This is a genomic window from Arthrobacter sp. PvP103 (assembly GCF_017833075.1).
In the GTDB taxonomy this organism is placed as follows: Bacteria; Actinomycetota; Actinomycetes; order Actinomycetales; family Micrococcaceae; genus Arthrobacter.
Genome location: NZ_JAFIBQ010000001.1, coordinates 1,494,821 through 1,513,895, shown reverse-complemented (window position 1 = coordinate 1,513,895; position 19,075 = coordinate 1,494,821). Strand labels below are relative to the sequence as shown.

General features: G+C 66.7%; 15 protein-coding genes and 1 pseudogene. 7 read left to right on the top strand and 9 right to left on the bottom strand.

Features of this window, described 5'->3' with window-relative positions:
* Positions 1-50: 50 nt before the first annotated feature.
* Together JOE41_RS06980 and JOE41_RS06975 are read right to left on the bottom strand one after the other, a co-directional pair.
* Positions 51-2,465 (bottom strand): DEAD/DEAH box helicase, encoded by a 2,415-nt coding sequence (locus JOE41_RS06980; protein ID WP_209751682.1) that lies wholly within the window; start codon positions 2,463-2,465, stop codon positions 51-53.
* A gap of 79 nt (positions 2,466-2,544) precedes the next feature.
* Entirely contained in the window at positions 2,545-3,237 is a 693-nt protein-coding gene (locus tag JOE41_RS06975; RefSeq protein WP_209751680.1) for a GNAT family N-acetyltransferase, read from the bottom strand.
* Positions 3,238-3,380: 143 nt separating this feature from the next.
* On the opposite strand from JOE41_RS06975, the gene JOE41_RS06970 reads away from it, so the two are divergent.
* Positions 3,381-4,274 carry a rhodanese-related sulfurtransferase gene (locus JOE41_RS06970; RefSeq protein WP_209751678.1) on the top strand — a complete coding sequence of 298 codons (894 nt, stop codon included), beginning with the start codon at positions 3,381-3,383 and terminating at the stop codon, positions 4,272-4,274.
* 15 nt (positions 4,275-4,289) lie between these two features.
* Here JOE41_RS06970 and JOE41_RS06965 read toward each other — a convergent pair whose 3' ends face one another.
* The 6 genes from JOE41_RS06965 to JOE41_RS06940 form a co-directional block, all read right to left on the bottom strand.
* A complete protein-coding gene (locus tag JOE41_RS06965) occupies positions 4,290-4,829 on the bottom strand; it encodes a hypothetical protein (protein ID WP_245200657.1) in 540 nt (179 codons plus the stop codon).
* Between the two features lie 72 nt (positions 4,830-4,901).
* Complete coding sequence (locus JOE41_RS06960) at positions 4,902-5,459, bottom strand: hypothetical protein (protein WP_209751676.1); 558 nt, start codon at positions 5,457-5,459, stop codon at positions 4,902-4,904.
* Positions 5,459-6,340 (bottom strand): hypothetical protein, encoded by an 882-nt coding sequence (locus JOE41_RS06955; RefSeq protein ID WP_209751674.1) that lies wholly within the window; start codon positions 6,338-6,340, stop codon positions 5,459-5,461. Before JOE41_RS06955 ends, JOE41_RS06960 begins: the two co-directional genes overlap by 1 nt.
* A 44-nt stretch (positions 6,341-6,384) precedes the next feature.
* Entirely contained in the window at positions 6,385-6,846 is a 462-nt protein-coding gene (locus tag JOE41_RS06950) for a hypothetical protein (protein WP_209751672.1), read from the bottom strand.
* 40 nt (positions 6,847-6,886) lie between these two features.
* Positions 6,887-8,044 (bottom strand): hypothetical protein, encoded by a 1,158-nt coding sequence (locus tag JOE41_RS06945; RefSeq protein ID WP_209751670.1) that lies wholly within the window; start codon positions 8,042-8,044, stop codon positions 6,887-6,889.
* 236 nt (positions 8,045-8,280) lie between these two features.
* Complete coding sequence (locus JOE41_RS06940) at positions 8,281-9,465, bottom strand: NYN domain-containing protein (RefSeq protein WP_245200656.1); 1,185 nt, start codon at positions 9,463-9,465, stop codon at positions 8,281-8,283.
* A gap of 116 nt (positions 9,466-9,581) precedes the next feature.
* Here JOE41_RS06940 and JOE41_RS20990 point away from each other — a divergent pair, with 116 nt between their 5' ends.
* Entirely contained in the window at positions 9,582-11,225 is a 1,644-nt protein-coding gene (locus JOE41_RS20990) for a methyltransferase (protein ID WP_245200977.1), read from the top strand.
* 54 nt (positions 11,226-11,279) lie between these two features.
* Here JOE41_RS20990 and JOE41_RS06935 read toward each other — a convergent pair.
* Positions 11,280-12,449 (bottom strand): annotated as a pseudogene (locus JOE41_RS06935) (MFS transporter); the annotation flags it as partial.
* Between the two features lie 190 nt (positions 12,450-12,639).
* On the opposite strand from JOE41_RS06935, the gene JOE41_RS06930 reads away from it, so the two are divergent.
* The 5 genes from JOE41_RS06930 (at position 12,640) to JOE41_RS06910 (ending at position 19,075) form a co-directional block, all read left to right on the top strand.
* Positions 12,640-13,275, top strand: a complete 636-nt coding sequence (locus JOE41_RS06930) for a helix-turn-helix transcriptional regulator (RefSeq protein ID WP_209751666.1) — start codon at positions 12,640-12,642, stop codon at positions 13,273-13,275.
* A gap of 107 nt (positions 13,276-13,382) precedes the next feature.
* Positions 13,383-16,118, top strand: coding sequence for a type I DNA topoisomerase (gene topA, locus JOE41_RS06925; RefSeq protein WP_011693180.1), 2,736 nt, complete (start codon positions 13,383-13,385; stop codon positions 16,116-16,118).
* Positions 16,119-16,252: 134 nt separating this feature from the next.
* Positions 16,253-17,377, top strand: a complete 1,125-nt coding sequence (locus JOE41_RS06920) for a hypothetical protein (protein WP_245200655.1) — start codon at positions 16,253-16,255, stop codon at positions 17,375-17,377.
* A gap of 121 nt (positions 17,378-17,498) precedes the next feature.
* Complete coding sequence (locus JOE41_RS06915) at positions 17,499-17,948, top strand: SseB family protein (protein WP_043431006.1); 450 nt, start codon at positions 17,499-17,501, stop codon at positions 17,946-17,948.
* An 80-nt stretch (positions 17,949-18,028) separates the two neighbouring features.
* Complete coding sequence (locus JOE41_RS06910; RefSeq protein ID WP_011693177.1) at positions 18,029-19,075, top strand: Ppx/GppA phosphatase family protein; 1,047 nt, start codon at positions 18,029-18,031, stop codon at positions 19,073-19,075.

The window sequence follows — 19,075 nt, the reverse complement described above, 5'->3', positions numbered from 1 at the left end:
GCCGGGCCCAAGGGGTTGGCCCCCGAAGCCGGGCTCAGTGGGAAGCGGGTTCAGAAGCGCGCTGCGTGCTCTTCCGCCCGTGCACCAGGCGTCGGGGCATCGGCCGGCTGCACGGCGAGTTGTTCGGTGGCGTCCTTCAGCAGGACCTCGATCAAGGTGATCGCTGCCGCCTTGTCCAGCGGGTTGTTCTTGTTGCCGCACTTGGGTGACTGAACACAGGACGGGCAGCCGGCGTCGCACTCGCAGGCCGCGATGGCGTCGCGGGTGGCGGAGAGCCATACTTTGGCCTTGTCGAAGCCGCGCTCGGCAAAGCCTGCGCCGCCGGGGTGCCCGTCGTACACAAAGATCGTGGGCACCCCGGTGTCGGCGTGAATGGCAGTGGATACCCCGCCGATGTCCCAGCGGTCGCTGGACGCCACGAGCGGCAGCAGCCCGATGGCAGCGTGTTCGGCTGCATGCAGGGCACCGGGGAACTGGGCTTCGATCAGCCCTGCCCCGGTCAGGGATCGGTTGTCCACCACGAACCAGACAGCCTTCGTGAACAGGTCCCTGGCGCCGAGCTCCAGCGGCTCCTCGCCCAGGATCTCATTTGAAATCAGCGCCTTACGCTGGAAGGAGACCACCTGTGTTGTCACCTTCACATCCCCGAAGTGAACGGCGACATCTCCCCATTGCGCGGTCCGCTGCGTCTCCAGGACTTCGATTTGGGTCACGTCACGGGCAGTGGTGTAGTAATCGGGGTTGGCGCGGCGAACCATCACGCAGTGGTCAGCCTCGTTCAGGTCCTCCACCACGTAGCTGTCGCCCTGATGGACGTAGACGGCACCTGTGTGGGCCTGATAGTGAGTTTGCGGCGAGTCCATGGTGCCCAGCAGGGAACCCGTCTCGGCGTCGACGATGCTCACCGGGCCGCCGCCGTCGGCCCTCAGGTTCACCATGGCCGCCGCGCTTTGCGGGTGGGTCCAGAACCAGCCGGCCGGACGCTTGCGGAGGTAACCCTGGGAGACGAGCTGGTCCAGGAGTTTCCCGGACGTGGGGCCGAACAGGTCAAGCTCCGCGTAACCCAGCGGCAGTTCCGCTGCGGCGGCACAGAGGTGCGGCCCCAGCACGTACGGATTGGAGGGATCGAACACCGTGGCCTCGACGGAAACATCAAAAATGGCTTCCGGGTGGTTCACCAGGTAGGTGTCCAAGGGATCGTCGCTGGCCACAAAAGCAGCGATGGCGTCCTGGCCCGCGCGCCCCGCCCGGCCGATCTGCTGGAAGAGGGAAGCCCTGGTCCCGGGCCACCCGGCAACCAGGACGGCGTCGAGCCCGGAGATGTCGATGCCGAGTTCAAGGGCGGAGGTGCTGGAGACGCCCAGGAGTTCTCCTGACCTCAGTGCCCGCTCCAGGGCCCGGCGCTCCTCGGGAAGGTAGCCGGAACGGTAGGCGGCAACACGCTGGGGGAGGCTGGGATCCACCTCATCCAGAAGCCGCTTGGTGATGGCGGAGATGGTCTCGGCCCCGCGCCGGGATTTGATGAACGCGATGGTCCGGATGCGGGAGGACACCAGGTTTGCCAGCAGGTCGGCGGTTTCGGCCACTGCGGTCCTGCGTTCCTTGGCGCCGTTCTCGCCGCGCAGTTCAGTGAGGGCAGGCTCCCAGAACGCCACGGTGGTGGAGCCGTGCGGTGAGGAATCCTCGGATACGGCGCGGACCGGGGCGCCGATGAGCCGGCCGAAGGACGTTCCCGGCTCGGATGCGGTCGCCGAGGCGGCAATGAACACCGGACCTGGCTGGGGGCCGCTGGAGCCGTAATAGGCGCAGATGCGTCGCAACCGACGCATCAGGTTTGCCACATGGGAGCCGAAGACGCCCCGGTAGCTGTGGGCCTCATCGACAATCACGTACTTGAGCCGGCGGAAGAAACTCGCCCACCAGGCGTGGTTGGGCAGGACGCCAAAGTGCAGCATGTCGGGGTTGGCCAGGATCACGTTGGCGTGGTCCCTGATCCAGCGCCGGGACGCCGGGTCGGTGTCGCCGTCGTACGTTTCGGCCCTGACAGTCGGGAGCCTGAGCGAACGGATGGCGGCAAGCTGGTCGACAGCCAGGGCCTTGGTGGGGGATAGATACAATGCCACGGCGCCGTCGTCGTGGATTTTTCCCGGTTCGGAAAGCACCCGCAGCTCCGAGCGGTGGATCGCGTCCAGCGCAGGCAGCTGATATGCCAGCGACTTTCCGGAGGCGGTCCCGGTGGCGATCACTACATGTTCCCCGCCGTGGGCAAGGTTGGCCGCCTGGATCTGGTGGCGGTACGGTTCGTGGATGCCCAGTGCACCGTAAGCCTCGACGAGGTCGGGGTGGGCCCATTCCGGCCACGGCTCGTTCACGGCCTGGCGGGCCGGAATGATTCGGACATGACGCAACTGTTCCGGGTCCGGGCCACGGCCCAGCAGCGGAATCAGGGAGTCATGGGGGTTCACTTCAACATTGTTTCATCCGGGCTCAAATCGCCGGGCATTAGCACCCCGGCACTGGCAACCCCGCCCGGCTGCAGCAGTCCTAACCTACGGAAAGGTCAGCGCCTTCGTTCGATGACGACAGCATCAGCACGTGGCACAGGGTGGTCCAGCCCAGGTGCGAGTACAGTTTCTGCCCGTCCAGGGAAGCCAGCAACAGGCCGTTTTCCACGTCGTGTTCGAACGCCTGCGCAGCCAGTGCCTTCATGATGAAACTCCCCAGCCCACGCCGCTGGTAGGCCGGTTCGGTGACGATCTTGTCGAACACTGCCGTGTGGCCCACCACGAATACACGGCCGCTGGCTGCCACGGATTCCCCGGCATTCACCACTGCATGGTGGACGCCGTCCTTCTTGAAGGTAGTCAGCTTCAGGTCATCGTCGGAAAGCCAGGGATCCTCGGAGTCCTGAGTCTCCATGTCCACGATCATCATGGTCTGCGAGGCGGAGGTGACGTTCAGGCCGTGCTGCTGGGCGAGGTAGGTATATCGTGCGACGTCGTTGGTAAGGATGGTGAGGATCCTGGCCGGCGCCTCGGCCGTCTTGGCAGCCAGCTCGGCGAATTCGGTGTCCGAGGGATCGTGGGCGAAATATTCCCATTCCTTCGTGGTGTCCGCGCGCAGCGCGGCCGGAAAGCGGCCTTCCGTTCGCGTCTCGTAGTTCCGGCAACCGGCCCATCCGGTCACCCAGATTTCCACGAGGCGGGTGATGTCTTCAACCATGGCGTCTGGACTCATGTGATGAGAGTATTCCAGCCCTGACGCGAGCAACAGGGGTAGGGTCCCGGAAGTGGTCTTGCTTATTGAATTGTGATCGGAACCGCAGGTAGAGGCTAAGGCCCCGGTTAAGCCGCTTTCGCTCAGCAAGTACCCTTAAATACGTGGCTCTGAACCGAATTGTGCTCTTTTACGGCTTTACTCCGATCACCGACCCCGACGCTGTGCGCCTGTGGCAGCGCGCCCTGTGCGAGAAGCTGGGCCTGACCGGACGCATCCTCATCTCCAAGGACGGCATCAACGCGACCGTAGGCGGAGAGCTGAACGCCGTCAAGCAGTACGTGAAGACCACCCGCGAATACAAGGGTTTCCACGGCATCGACGTCAAATGGTCCGGCGGCGGAGCGGAGGACTTTCCCCGCCTCAGCGTCAAGGTGCGGGACGAGATCGTATCCTTCGGCGCCCCGGGTGAACTCAAGGTGGACGCCAACGGTGTGGTGGGCGGGGGCACCCACCTCAAGCCCGAGGAACTGCACCAGCTGGTCGATGCCAAGAAGGAACGCGGCGAGGAAGTGGTGTTCTTCGACGGCCGCAACGCCTTCGAAGCCCAGATCGGCAAGTTCAAGGACGCTATCGTCCCGGACGTGGCCACCACCCATGACTTCATCAAGGAACTTGAGTCCGGCAAGTACGACTCACTCAAGGACAAGCCGGTCGTTACCTACTGCACGGGCGGAATCCGCTGCGAGGTGCTCTCCAGCCTCATGGTGAACCGCGGCTTCAAGGAGGTCTACCAGCTCGATGGCGGGATTGTCCGCTACGGCGAGACCTTCAAGGACCAAGGCCTCTGGGAAGGGTCGCTGTACGTCTTCGACAAGCGCATGCACCTCGAATTCAGCGACGAAGCCAAAACGATCGGTGAGTGTGTCCGCTGCTCGGCCCCGACTAGCAAGTTCGAGAACTGTTCCAACCCGAGCTGCCGCACGCTCACGCTCTACTGCACAGAGTGCGCCTCCAGCCCGGAGACGCTGCGCTGCCCGGAAGGCTGCGCCGCATAGCCTGGCATCCCGTGTTCAGATCCTGCTGATCCGGTAGGCGAAGTTCGCTGCGGACTGGGCCGCCACTTCCACGCTGAGCACGGCGTCGTTGGACACATGGATCACGTTCACGCGTGACGTTCCGCACCGCAGGCTCAGGTCCACGAGAGCCAACTCCCCGTTGCGGACGGTGAACGACACCCTGCGCGGGCTCTTGCACGCGAGGGTCAGCGAGTATGTGCCGCTGGGCAGCTGTCCGGTGCTCTCCTGGCGTGCGGTGCCGGCCTTGAGCAGGCCGAAACCCGTGTGGAAAACCTGGCCGGCCGTGTCCGGGAGGACCCGCCCGACCCACGCCTCAAGTTCCGCTCCGGTCACCGGGAGGTTTCGCCGTGGGTCCTGGGGGAGGGCTGCATCCGTGAAGGGCGGCGCGGTCGCGGTGGGCAGCGGCCCGCGGCCGTCGTCGTACACGTACTCGCACCCGCTCAGTGCCGCTCCGGCGGCCAGCGCACCGCAAAGCGCGACGGCGACCGCCGCGGCAGTGCGCCGTGGCACCCGGGGTGCCTGCACCGTGTGCATACTCTGACTCTAGGCCTGCCGCCATCCCCAAACCAGAGGCGGCAGGACGCACGCCGAAAGCCCATCCGGGCGTCAGTGCCGGGGGTCCAGAAGCCGGACAGCCCCCACTGCCGCTTTGTGGACCCGGTCCTCATCCGCACTCACGATATAGGCGGTCACCGGACCGGTATTAAGCTCGACCTGCTCGCTGACCGGTTCCCCGCAGGGCACATCAATACGATGGGTAGTGCCGGTGGATCCGCGGGAAGTGACCACCAGCTGCGCCTCCGCCGCACCCACGCAGACGGCCGTGACGGTGTACGCGCCCGCCTCCGTCAGGACCCCGGTGAACGTCAGGCCGCCTCCTGCTCCGCTGTGCCCGCTGATAGCTCCGGCAACGCCGCCCGCACCAGAGGGGACGTCCGCCAGCAGCAGTTCAACGGCCGCCATGTTGCGGTCCTGTTCAGCTTTCAGTCCGGGATCCATCGAGGCGACCGGAAGGGGCGGTGCAGCCGTGGCCGGTCCCGGCCGGGCGGTCGGGAGGGACGGCTCCGGCCCGACGTCGTTTGCGTATTCGCAGCCGGCCAGGCCGGCCGCGACCAGGGCTCCTGCGACCAGAAACAACGCGCGCTGCGGCCCCCTGTGCACCATCAGAACCCACTCCCGGCGGAGGGCTTCAGGCTGTACGCAGTCCGTACCGGAGCGTGGGTCGAATCCACCCTCACCAGGATGCCGTCGGGCCCCACCGGGATATCTGTGGGACGCGGCGCGCCGCAGGGAAAGCCGGTGCCGGAGAGCAGATCGTCACCATTCGGTTTGAGCACAGTAATCTCAACAGCGCCGGTCCCTTCGCAGGCAAAGGTGAGGGTCAACATTCCGGGTGACCCAACCGGCCCGGAGCGATGCCACCTGCCCGGCACCGGATAGCCCCGCACCTCAGCCGGTTGCGCCGGGCCGAGTTGTTCCGCGGCCCAGCCTGCGGCCGGCTCCGCAGTTGAACCAGGTGCGTTAGGGTAGGGTTCCAGCCGGAAGCCGCTCGCGCCGAACCGCGGCTCGGCAGCGGCAGTAACCCGTGCTGTGATGAGGCCGCCTTGATGATTGAGGCGCATGACCCTCCGCGCGTGGCACAGGAGGTTTGACTCCTCCGGGGCGGCCCCGGCCAGGCGCACGTCGAGCACGGCATACTGTGCCGCAACGCAGGCGGCCGTGAGGAGGTAGTCGCCGGCGGGAACCTCGGTGCTCCACGCGGCCGCGCCCCCCGTTGCAGTGACGTAGGGCAGTTGATCCGTTCCTGGCGGCCCCAGCAGCCGCCTCAACTGCTCGTCGTTGGCCCGCTCCGGCGGGACCGTGGGAGAGTCCGGGGCGTTCCCGGAGTCCGGCCGGTCCGGTCCGGAAGTCGACCGTGGCGGGGACGCAGCAGGACCCGGCGGACTGCCGTCGCCCGCGTATTCACAGCCGCTCAGCGCCGCCGCAAGCAGGCCCGGCACAACGGCGGCGAGGACCATCATCCGCTTCCCCCAAAGAGCTGACATGTCCCTGAGCATACGCACCCTCGCCGGCGGGGCAAGTCACAGAACTAGCTTCCGGCCGCCAGATGGTAGGCGTAGATGAGCGGAGCGTCCACGCTGGAGGTGCTGACCTGCACGGTGCCGGCGGCGGGCACGGTGATTTTGGCGCTCTCGCGGCTGCCGTTGCAGGCGGCCCCGGCCTCGGCGAGCTTCGTGCCGCCGGCGGTGACAGTGAAGAAGGCCTTGCCACCGCCGTCGCACGTCATGGTCAGGGTGTACACGCCGGCCGGGACGTCGGCGGCGTCCTTGACCAGCGGCTGGCGGTTGAGGATCTTGCCGGCATCCTCAAGCACCGTTCCGCCGGCTGTCGGCAGTGCCGTTGCCTTCCAGGCCGGGACGTCGGCGTTCTCGATGGAAACGGCTGAGGAGCAGGCCGAGGCGGCCAGCAGCAGGCAGGTGCCCGCGGCCGCCGTGCCGAGGACGCGCCTCAGTGCAGGCTGCGGCCGGGGCCCGGAGGTACGTGAAAACATACCTCCAACTTACCCGGTGACGCGGGCCGCGCTGACCGTGCTAGCCGGCAATCAGCTCCTGCACTTTTCCCTGGTGGAGGGCGATGTACACCCGGTCGCGCAGCCGGTTGGCCTGCTGATCGGTCAGTGTCCGCTCGAGCGGCTGGAGCACCAGCCGGAGCAGGACGTTGACGTCGCCAGGGGCCATGCGGAGGCGGTCGACGGCGGCAGGCGGCAGCTCCGCCGTCGGCGTCACCGCTTTGATCTCCAACGCCGCGAGGACCTCCGCGTCGTCGCCAAGGACCCGCCGCGCCCGGTCGCCCAGAAGTTCGACGTCCGCCTCGGCAGGGTCGGCCAGCACTAGCGAGAGGTCCCGGCGGACCGGCGGCATGAGTGAAACCGGCCGGTAGGGAGCAAGATCCAGCAACTGCCCCTGGATCTCCGGATTCTTGGCGCGGAGCAGCCGGATGTCGTCGATGCCCTTGCGCAGCATGAGTGCCCGGTCCAAGCCCATGCCCAGCGCCAGGCCGGCCCACCTCCGCGGATCGAGACCGGAGCTGCGCAGGACCGGTGCAGCCACCAGGCCGCACTCGGCGAGTTCCAGCCATTCCCGCCGGCCGTCCTGCAGGGTGACCAGGACGTCCAACTGCCTGCCCGCGGCGGTATAGCTGTGGGCGGACGGCGTTGCCCGCCACTGCACGCCGGGGTGGTCAGCCGCCGGCAGCACGGCGTCCACGACCGCCGCCATCATCGCCTGCAGATCGCTGGGCCCCAGCAGGCCGCGCGCCTTGATGCGCCACACATCGACCTGGTGCGGTGTTCCCACATGCGTGCGGTCTACGGCGTCCCGGCGGTAGACCAGCCCGGGCAGGACGTGCAGCCTGTCGTAGCGGCCATGCTCGCCCCGGAGCGAGTCGAGGACGGCCGGGATGCCCGCGGAGGTGTGGCTTCGGAGCATCACCGTGGGGCTGATATGGCGCGAATAGCGCGACTCCCGGGTGACATCGCCGGGTGAATAGCCCAGCCTGTCGTAGTTGTCGGCGGTGGCCACCAGCGGGTTCAGCCGGTGGGTTTCGGACGGGATGTCCCACTGCCGTTCGAATGCGGTGACCACGTCCGCCAGAAGCTGCTGCATGGCATGTGCTCCGGCGTCGGGGTCAGTCAGGTCACGCAGGGCGAGGGCGGTGTTGAGTTCTGTCAGGGAGAGATAGTTCTTCATGGGGTTTCCTTAAGGGGCAGCTGTGTGGAAGGGGAGGAAATCACCCTCAGCCGCTGCACCGGACGGACCCCGGCGGCCGCAGTTATGCGCGCAACAAGAAGCCCGTGCGGCCGGAAAGCGGCCGAGGGCTGATAAATCGTTGCGGCTGTTGCATAGGTCCATGGTGCCCCGGTGCATGCGCGATCCGCAACCTCTTGGAATACAGGCCGCTGCAGCGCGTGGTTGCCACGGTGCTGCTACTGGACGAGCTCATCCAACCGGCGCCAGAACGCCGCCCGGATGGCCTTGCGGATGTCCTGAAGGTCCGTCTTGGCTTCGCCGATCTTCGCGGCACAGTCCTTGATGAGCACCCGGTCAATCGTCGGCGGCAGCAGCGGCCGCTCGGCGAGGAGTTCGTTGAGTTCGCGCTGGCTGACGCTGCCGTGCCAGTTATCCGCGAGGCTGACAGCCACCGCTTCGGCACTTTCCACCAGGTCGAACCAGGGGCTTTGGGCGGCAGGGGCGCCAGTTGCCGTGGAATAGACCGGTTCCCGGCGCGCAACGCCGGCTGCCGGCACCGGACGCGGGTCCGGCTGCACACGCCGCGGCCCGGGCGTCGGGACCGGCCTGCCGGATAAACCTGCCGTGCCCGCAGCAGCCGCGGCAGAAGCAGCCGCGGGCTCTGAAGGCGCGCCGGATCCGGCAGCCTCGGCAGCGGAACCCGGCGCGGAGCCAGCTTCCGGAGCCGCGGTGGCACTGCGGGCGGGAACAACGCCCGGGCCGGGGACAGGCCGCCTGCCGGGAAGATGGCCTGCACCGTTGCCGGAAATGCTGACTGTAGTTCCGGTTTCGGACGAAGCGGGGGCGTAGGCGGCAAGCTCAGCCACTGGCGCCGACTTCGCAAAGCAGCGGTCCAGGAGCGTCTGCGGCAGGGTGGCAATGTCGTCAACCTGCAGTGCCAGATGCTCAGCCACCGCGGTGACCCCCAGCCGGTGGCCCTGGTTCTCAATTCCCAGCAGCACCACCTTCATGCCGAGGTCCTGCGCCGCTTCCACAGCCTCTGCGAGGTCATCGTCCCCGGAGAGCAGGTAGGCGACGTCAGCCGACCGGTTCCGGGCCACTCCCACCAGATCCAGCCCGAGCTTAAGGTCCACGCCTTTTTGTTCGCCGTTGTAGGACATGCGCCCGAGCCGGACTTTCACGCCCGGGAGCAGTCCGATCCGCTTGTGTTCGTCGCTGAACAAGCCGTCCTTGGCGGCGTCGTACCAGTACATCCTCAGCAGGTCCCGGCTGTCGCGCTCGCTGACAAACTCCTGGATGCCGTCCACAAGGCTCTTGTATTGGACGGAAAAGGCAGAGCGCAGCGAGTTCCCGGTGACCCGGAGCCCGCCTGTGGCCAGGAGGAAACCTGCGTCAATGAAGATCACACTTTTGCGGCTCATGCTCTGAAGCATAGGTGGTGCTGCTGACAATCCCGCCCCGGCGGCGCTGAGCCGGACAAGCCCGGCCTGGCGGGCGCAGCCCGGAACCATAGACTTGCCAGGTGACTGAAACAGCTATGCATTTCACGGCCGGCAACACTTCCGACGCCCCGCGCAGCGACCTCCCGGAGCTGCTGTCCGCCCTCGCCGCGGACCTGCGCGGCGTCGGTTACACCGTGGACGGAGTAGCAGGATTGCTTGGCGAGTCCGCCTATTCCGCCCTCGGCCGCGACCAGATCATCCCGTCGTTGATCGCCACCGAAAGTGCCGCCAAAGGCGACCCGGAGGCGGCGGCGCTTGCCGCCGTCGTACGCCTGTGGCTGCTGGCAGTGCCACAGCGCGCCGAAGTGCTCGACGCCGCCCTCCCGGGGGTCCGCACCCAGGGCCTCCTCACGCTGGGACTTGTTGAACCTTCTGCGGCAGGGGAGACCGGCCCGGATCCGGCTTCGGGAACCGTCAGGGCAAAAGCAGATCTGCGGCCGTACGGCTGGAGCGGCGATGCTGCAACGGGAGCGGGCGGCGCCGACCTCTGGGTGGCCAGCGACCTCGCGGCGCACCAGCAGGCCGGCGTCCTCCGCCACGACCATGTGCTGGGGATCGGGCAGGCTTCTACCACCCTGGTGCAGACCACCATCCGCCGGCAGGTGCCCAGAGCCTTGGACCTGGGCACCGGCTGCGGGATCCAGACATTCCACCTGTTGCACCACGCAGACCACGTGACAGCCACGGACATCTCAGCCCGGGCGCTTGCCTTTACCCGGTTCAACCTGCTCCTGAACGCCGGGGCGCTCGGTATCGACCCGGCCACGCCGGAAGACCGGGTGAGCCTGCGCCTGGGGTCGCTGCTGGAACCTGTGGCGGGGGAGGCCTTCGACCTGGTGGTGTCCAACCCGCCGTTCGTCATCACACCCCGAAGCGTGGGGGAGGCCGCGGCGGACCAGTACACCTACCGCGACGGCGGCCTGCCCGGAGACGACATCGTCGCCTCACTGGTCCGGGAACTGCCGTCCGTCCTTACCCCGGCCGGAACAGCCCAGCTTCTGGGCAACTGGGAGGTCGTCGCAGGCACGCCGTGGCAGGAAAGGCCGCAAAGCTGGGCGGGCCCGGATGTCGACTCCTGGTTCATCCAGCGCGAACTGGTAGGGCCGGAACAGTATGCCGAAACCTGGCTGCAGGACGCCTCCGAGTCCCGAGACCGCCGGCGCTACCAGGACGCCTATGCCGCCTACCTGGACGACTTTGCCTCAAGAAACGTGGAGGGGATCGGCTTCGGCATGATCTTCCTGCGGAGGCCCGCCGACGGCGCACGGCCGGTCATCAGCCGCTTCGAGGAGATAACCTACGCCATCGAGCAGCCCATCGGCCCGCACCTGGGGGCAGCAGTTGAACGGGCCGACTGGCTGGCGGCGAACGATCTTTCCGCCGCCCACCTGCTGGTGGCGGAGGACGTCACGGAGGAGAGACACCAGCGCCCGGGTGCGGAACACCCCGGCGTCATCCTGCTGCGCCAGGGCGCCGGACTCCGGCGCACCAACCTGCTGAGCACCGAGCTCGCCGGCTTCGTGTCAGCGTGCGACGGCGATCTGTCCGCCGGGCAGATCATCGGCGCCCTTGACGCGCTGCTGGGCGGGGGCGACGGATTCGACGGCGAAGCGTTCCGGAACGGGCTCCTCACCGAAGTCCGGAACCTGGTCCGCGACGGGTTCCTCCTGCCGGCCTGAACCGGTAACGGCGGCGGGCGCGGAGCCGTCCGGTCCAGCCGGAGCCGGAGCCGGGTCCGGAGCCGGAGCCGGGTCCTGGGAACCGAAGCGCCACAGGACGGTGACGGCGATGGCCAGGGACACCGCTGCGCCGGTCCCGCCGATCAGCAGGAACCCGGTCCGGACCGGCAGCAGGGCACCCAGGAGCCCGCCGAACGCCAACGCTGCAATGGTGATGGCCCGGGTCATTCCACCGATCATGGACATCGCCTGGCCGCGGCCTTCCTCGGGCATCCTGAGGATCACGATTGCCCCGAAGCAGGCATTGAGGACACCGCAGGCAACACCCATCCCGGTGTAGGCGACGAACATGATGTCCACGGTGGGCACCAGGCCGATAAAGGCGAGGACAGCTGAGGTTAATGCCATCGACCCCAGCAGCATGCGGAGCCGCAGCGGGGGTCTCTTGATCTGGCCGGCCAGGACTGCCCCCGCCGCCATTCCCAGGGCAAAAGCGGCAACAAGCAGTCCGTACTGTGTTTCGGAGGCGCCCATTTCGCCCCGTACCAGGAACACCTCGAGGACGTTGGTTGCCTCCCCCACGGCAATGAAGAACAGCGCGCCGAGCACGAGTGCCCATACCAGGCTGTCCCGCCGGATAAGCCGGAGGCCGTCCATCAAAGCGGGCTGCTTCCGCCCGGCCCGTTCGGCTGCGGTGCCCCTCCGGGTCCGGATCAGGAAGGCGCCGGCCCCCATCAGGACATAGCAGGCGCTTGCCACGGAAAACACCAGTACGGAGCCTCCCCAGCCACTCAGCAGTCCCCCCGCCGCAGGTCCGGCCATTCCCGCGATCATGATGGTTGCCTGCATGGTGCCCACGGCGCGTGGCGTGCGCTCTTCGCCGACGATCCGGGGCACCAGGGCTTGGAACGTCGGGCCAGCCACGGCCTGGCAGGCGTTCAGCACAAGAGTCAGTGCGAAGAGCGCGGGAATGTGGTCTTCCAGGTAGTACATGCTCAGGCCCATGCCTGCAACGGCGGCGGCACTTCCCGCGGAGGCCGCCGTGGCGAGTGTGCGGGAATCCCTGGTATCCGCCAGTCTGCCGGCCCACGGGGCCAGGACCACCAGCGGCAGGGCCGAGCACAGCAGATAAACGGCCACCAGCCAGGAACCGGCAAGGGAAATAGTGCCGGCCGCAGTGGCGGCCTGCAGATGCAGCATCACGCTGACCACAACGGCCCCCATGCCGGCGGCAGCCATGAAACGGGCGCTGCTCGCCAACAGGAAATCCCGGTTTCGCCAGAGCGGTGGATTTGCTGGTACTAAGGCAGGCGATGGCCCTGCAGTGTCCCCCATGTCCGCGAAGCTACTCCGCGGCGAACGGGGATGTCAAGCGTTTCTTTCAGACCCGCCGGAGGGCCGATAGAATGGAGGCGTGAATGCAGAAACTCCGGAGCCGGCGCCGGCCGCGCCAGAGGCTGCCAGGCGCAGGGCCCGGCCGGAGAAGAAAGTGGAGATCACCGACCCCAAGGCTATCCGCGCGCTGGCCCACGCCGCACGCCTGGAAGTGATCTCGGAACTGTATTCCACGCAGGTCAGCCGGACGGCCACGGAGCTGGCTGCCCAGACGGGCCTGACGCCGAGTGCCATGAGCTACCACCTGCGGGCCTTGCAGAAGTGGGGCATCGTGGAGCCGGCCGCTACCGCGGGCGATGCGCGCGAACGCCGGTGGCGTGCCGCCGGGACGGACTTCACCATTAACTCGGGCGGCGGTGTGGCCAGTCCCGAGTTCGCCGTCCTGGACCTCGAGCTGGACGCGTTCAGGCGCAGGGTCGACGCCTACGCCAAGGTCCGCGACGAGCGACGCAAAAACAATGAATCCATCGAGGCGCCTGGCGTGGTGGTCCTGTCCAGCGACCTGCTGTACCTGACCCCGGCGCAGCGGGCGGAGCTGACCGGACGGGTGTTCGGGCTGCTCAAGGAATACGAGCTTGAGGACCCGGACCATGTCCCTGAAGGGGCCGAGCGCACGGCCGCAATGTGGTCCCTGATTCCGGACGACCGTAAGTGATCCCCGGCACCTGTTTTCCACATGAATGCGCATCATCCTCCAAAATATGGTGAACTAGGCGAGTATGGGCTCATCTGCCCGAGCCAACCTTTTTCTGTAGGAGCACCGTGCCAAGCAAGGCCAAAACCGGCAAGAAACTCGTGATTGTGGAGTCTCCGGCCAAGAGCAAGACCATCGCCAAGTACCTGGGCGAGGGCTTCATCGTTGAGGCCTCCATCGGTCACATTCGTGATCTGCCGCAGCCGTCCGAGCTCCCCGCCGAACTCAAGAAAACCTCCATCGGTAAGTTCGCGGTCGACATCGAACACGACTTCAAGCCGTACTACGTGGTGTCCCCGGATAAGAAGAAAAAGGTGACTGAGCTTAAGGCTGCGCTCAAGGACGCTGACGCCCTCTACCTCGCAACCGATGGGGACCGCGAGGGAGAAGCCATCGCGTGGCACCTGCTGGAAGTACTCAAGCCCAAGGTCCCCGTCTACCGGATGACCTTCGGCGAAATCACCAAGGAAGCCATCCAGCGCGCCATGGGCAACTTGCGCGATGTCGACCAGGACCTCGTGGACGCCCAGGAAACCCGACGCGTACTTGACCGCCTGTACGGCTACGAAATTTCCCCGGTGCTGTGGCGCAAGGTCGCCCGCGGCCTGTCCGCCGGCCGTGTCCAGTCCGTGGTCACCCGCATGGTGGTGGACCGCGAACGGGAACGCATGGCGTTCAAGGCCGCGTCCTACTGGGACCTCACCGGCCAGTTCGGTGCCGGCAACGGCGCGACGTCGTCATTCAAGGCGAAGCTCGCTGCCGTCGACGGCGCCAAGGTGGCCAGCGGCCGGGACTTCAACGACGACGGCGAACTCACCTCGCGCAACGTCACACACCTGAATGAGGAACTTGCCACGTCGCTGGCAGCGGGACTGCAGAACGCGGAATTCCGTGTCCGCTCCGTCGACACCAAGCCGTACACCCGCCGCCCGGCCGCTCCCTTCACCACGTCTACGCTGCAGCAGGAGGCGGGCCGCAAGCTGCGGTTCTCCTCCAAGAGCACCATGCAGGTGGCCCAGCGCCTCTACGAAAACGGCTACATCACCTATATGCGTACGGACTCGTCCGCGCTGAGTGATGAGGCCGTGACGGCTGCGCGGCGCCAGGCCTCCGAGCTCTACGGGCCGGAGTACATACCGCAGTCGCCCCGTGTTTACACCGGCAAGGCAGCCAACGCACAGGAAGCCCACGAGGCCATCCGCCCCGCCGGCGACTCCTTCCGCACCCCGGCGCAGGTGGCTAAGCAGCTCTCGGGTGACGAATTCCGGCTCTACGAGCTCATCTGGAAGCGCACCGTTGCCTCCCAGATGGGCGACGCCAAGGGCTCCACGGCCACCATCCGCCTCGGCGCGGTGGCTGCGGACGGCCGCGACGCCGAGTTCTCCGCTTCCGGCACCGTCATCACCTTCCCCGGATTCCTCGCCGCCTATGAGGAAGGCAAGGACGAAAGCCGCGGGGACGATGACTCCGAGGAAGCCCGCCGCCTCCCCAACGTGGCCAAGGATGACGCCCTCACGGCCTCGGAGATCGTCGCCGTCGGCCATGAGACCTCGCCGCCGCCGCGCTACACGGAAGCTTCCCTGACAGCCGAGCTGGAAAAGAAGGGCATCGGACGCCCGTCCACCTATGCGTCCACCATTTCCACCATCCAGGACCGCGGCTACGTGCGTAAGCAGGGTTCCGCGCTGGTCCCGAGCTGGATAGCCTTCTCGGTGATCCGCTTGCTCGAGCAGCACTTCCATGACTACGTGGACTACGAGTTCACCGCAGACATGGAAGGCGACCTGGACAAGATCGCCAACGGCCAGGCCGTGGGCGCCGCCTGGCTCAAGCATTTCTATTACGGCGAAGACTCCGATCCCGGCCTGCTGAGCATCGTGAACAACCTTGGCGAAATCGACGCCAGGGAAATCAACTCCGTACCGATCGCCGAAGGCATCACCCTGCGCGTGGGTAAGTTCGGCCCGTACTTGGAGAGCTCCGTTCCCACGATCGATCCCAAGACCGGCGAAGTGGTGGAGTCGGCCCGCGCCAACGTCCCTGAGGACCTGGCCCCGGACGAGCTGACGGCCGCCAAGGCGAAAGAGCTGATGGAGACGGCAGCGCCGGAGGAGAGGGTCCTCGGCGAAGACCCGCACACGGGCCACACGATCGTGGCCAAGAACGGGCGCTACGGTGCCTACGTCACGGAAATCATTCCGGAGATGACGGACGAGCAGCTGGCCAACCAGCCCGTCGAGTACTACAAGAACGGCAAGCCCAAGCCGCCGAAGAAGCCTGTGAAGGCCAAGCCGCGCACGGGTTCGCTGTTCGCCTCCATGAGCGTGGACAGCGTCAGCCTGGACGAGGCCCTGCAGCTCATGAGCCTGCCGCGCGCTCTCGGCCAGGACGCCGAAGGCAACGTCATTACCGTGCAGAACGGCCGCTTCGGCCCCTACCTGAAAAAGGGCACCGACTCGCGTTCCATCGGTTCCGAAGAGGAAATCTTCACGATCACGCTGGAGCAGGCGCTGGAGATCTACTCCCAGCCCAAGCAGCGTGGAGCGCGTGCGGCCGTCCCGCCGCTCGCCGAGTTCGGTCCGGACCCGGTTTCGGAGAAGAACATCGTGGTGAAGGAAGGCCGCTTCGGCCCCTACATCACCGACGGGATCACCAACATCACTGTTCCGCGGTCCACCTCGCTGGAGGAACTGACCCGCGAACAGGCCGTGGAACTGCTCGCGGAAAAGCGTGCCAAGGGCCCGGCCAAGCGTCCCGCGGCGCGCAAGGCCCCGGCGAAGAAGAAGGCTGTCGCCAAGAAGTAGCCACTCGAGAACGTGGGTGTGGGCCGGGGGCTGCGTTCCGGAACGCAGCCCCCGGCCCACACCCACGTTCTGGGTTGTCCACATAGCCCGGCGGGGCGCTTTCACGATCCCCGGTGCCCGTGGAGGCTGGTGGAATGAACAGTCAGGGAAACCCCCGGCCGCATGAAGCCATTGACCCGCTCGCGGACGTCTGGGCAGAGATCGCGGGCACACGTACGGGTGGCTGGGTAGCAGGAACCACGGCGCCCCGACGCCCCGCGCTTCGGACGGATGCTGCGCCGATCCCTTCCGTTGCCTCCGCCCGCGTATCGCCTCCGGCGCGTGGTCCCGTCGCCTTACCAGCGAGTCCGCTGCCTGGCGGCTCAGTCATGTGGCGGACGGAAGAGTTGCTTGCCAGCGGGCTTAGTAAGCGGCACATCAATGAGCACCTCCTCGCAGGCTCCCTTGTCCGGGTCCGCACGGGCATTATGGCCCTCGGCAGTCATTGGAATGCCCTTTCTGACGGCGACCGGGGGCGTGCCCGGCTCGCCGCGTACAGCAAGCGGACCCTGGCTGCCACGGCTGGCGACGGCCTTACGTTCAGCCACACGTCCGCCGGGCGGCTGCATCGCCTGTATCTGTGGCGGCCTGACCAACTGATTCATGTCATCGTTCCCTACCACGCGGCCCGCGGTTCTCACGCGGCCGACGTCAAAGCCCATTCCGCTCTTCTCCTGCCTGGCGACCGCACCGAGATAGACGGTTTGCCAGTAACTTCACTGGATCGGACTGTGCTTGACTGCGCTCTGATGCTCAACTACCGGCAGGCCCTGATCCTCCTCGACCACGGGCTGCGCAGCGGATGCGACCGGCAACGACTGGAATCGGCCTGCGCAGGACTGGCCGGAGTCCGGGGAGTGGCAGGCTTCCGCCGGGCGCTGGCTTTTGCGGACCCGATGTCCGAGTCTCCCGGCGAGTCATTGGCCAGGGACATCATTGCGCGGCTGAGGTTCCCCGCTCCTGTGCTCCAGTTCCGGGTTCAAACAGTCCGCGGCACCTACCGATTCGACTTTGCGTGGCCGGATCTTCGCGCCGCCCTGGAATTCGATGGAAAGTCCAAGTACTTCGACTACAAACCGACAGCCCAAGTGATCTATGAGGAGCGCCAACGGGAGAAGCTGTTGACCGAACAAGGGTGGCGGATCCTGCGCATCGGCTGGAAGGACCTGTTCGACGAACGGGGAATGAAAGGGCGCCTACTGCGGCTCCTGCGTGGCTGAGATCGTGGGTGCCGGCCGGAGCCTGTGTTCCGGAACGCAGCCTCCGGCCCGCACCCACGAAGTCGAAGCCCGGATGGGGAAGGAATTGCGCCCTGCCCGGCAAACGTGGTCGAGTAGATGCATGACTGAACAGCCTGCACCCGCGGAAATCCAGCCCCTGAACGACCTTGAAGAGAAGCTCGCCACAGGTGACCAGCCGGATGCAAACCCGGTGGACGTCATCCTGTCCTTCCTCAACAACGAGGTCTACATCATCAGCTCCGATGCGCTCGAGGGCGAGGACGCGCAGGTGGAACCCCTGGTGCTGTCCAACGCCGAGGGCAAGCCTGTGCTGGCCGTGTTCTCGCACCCGAGCCGGGTGGACCAGCAGTTCCTCGACGCAGCCCCCAACGTCCTGGGCACCCAGGGAGCAGCGATCATCGGCAACCTCGGTGATGAGCTCGGCATGGTGATCAACCCGGGCAGCGCCTTCGGCTTCGAAATCGATCCCGAGGGCGTGGCCAACATCCGGCGCGACTTCAAGCGTGCCGACCAGCCCGCAGAGGATTCCGGCACACCGGCAGCCGAGTAGCTGCAGCCTCATTCCGACTTGGACGGGCAAGCCGCCGACGCAGTTGCGCCGGCGGCTTGCCATCGGTGAATAATGGCAGAATGCGTCTAGGCGTCCTCGACATCGGTTCAAACACTGTCCACCTGCTCCTGGTCGACGCGCATCCCGGCGCGCGGCCGGTGCCCTTCGCTTCGCATAAGCGCCCGCTTTCGCTGGTGCAGTTCCTCGACGCCGACGGAAACATCAACGACGCCGGCCAGCACGAACTCATCGAATTCGTCCTTGAAGCGTGGGAGTTCGCGGCCAAACACAAAGCCCAGGATCTGCTGGCCTTTTGCACCTCTGCCATCCGGGAAGCCACCAACGGGCCTGCTGTCCTCGCCCGGGTCAAACACGAAACCACCGTGACGCTGCAGGAACTCACCGGCAGCGAAGAAGCGTCCATGACGTTCTTTGCCGTCCGGCGCTGGTACGGCTGGGGTGCCGGACCCATTCTGAACCTCGACATCGGCGGCGGCTCCTTCGAAATGGCGCTAGGCCAGGACGAGCTCCCTGAGCTGGCCACGTCCGTGCCGCTGGGCGCGAGCCGCCTCACCCGGGACTGGCTGCAGGAGGACCCTCCCACCGCGAAGAGCGTCAAGGAGCTACGGCGCTACATCCGGGCAACCCTCAAACCTGCTGTTCGGAGCTTCAACGAACTGGGCAGGGCCAACGTGGTGGCCGGGACGTCCAAGACCTTCCGATCCCTGGCCCGGATCGCCGGGGCAGCCCCCAGCGCGGCCGGACCGTACGTCAAACGCGAACTGGGCGCCACGGATCTTGGCATCTGGGCGCAGCGGATCTCGGCCATGAAGACCGAGGATCGTCTGCACCTCCCCGGTGTCTCCGAAGCCCGCGCCAACCAGCTCCTCGCAGGAGCCCTCGTGGCAGAGGCGGCCTTGGAACTCTTTGAGTTCAAGAAGGTCAAGATCTGTCCGTGGGCCCTGCGGGAAGGACTGATCCTCCGCCGGCTGGACCAGTTGATCTTTGAAGGACCACTGGAACCGGTACACCAGGTGGTGCTGCCTCCGGTTGCTGCCCCTGCCGCGGCTTCGGCTGCCGCGCCCGGCGCCCCGGCCCGCGCCGCCTCCGGCGGGAGGGCTGACTGA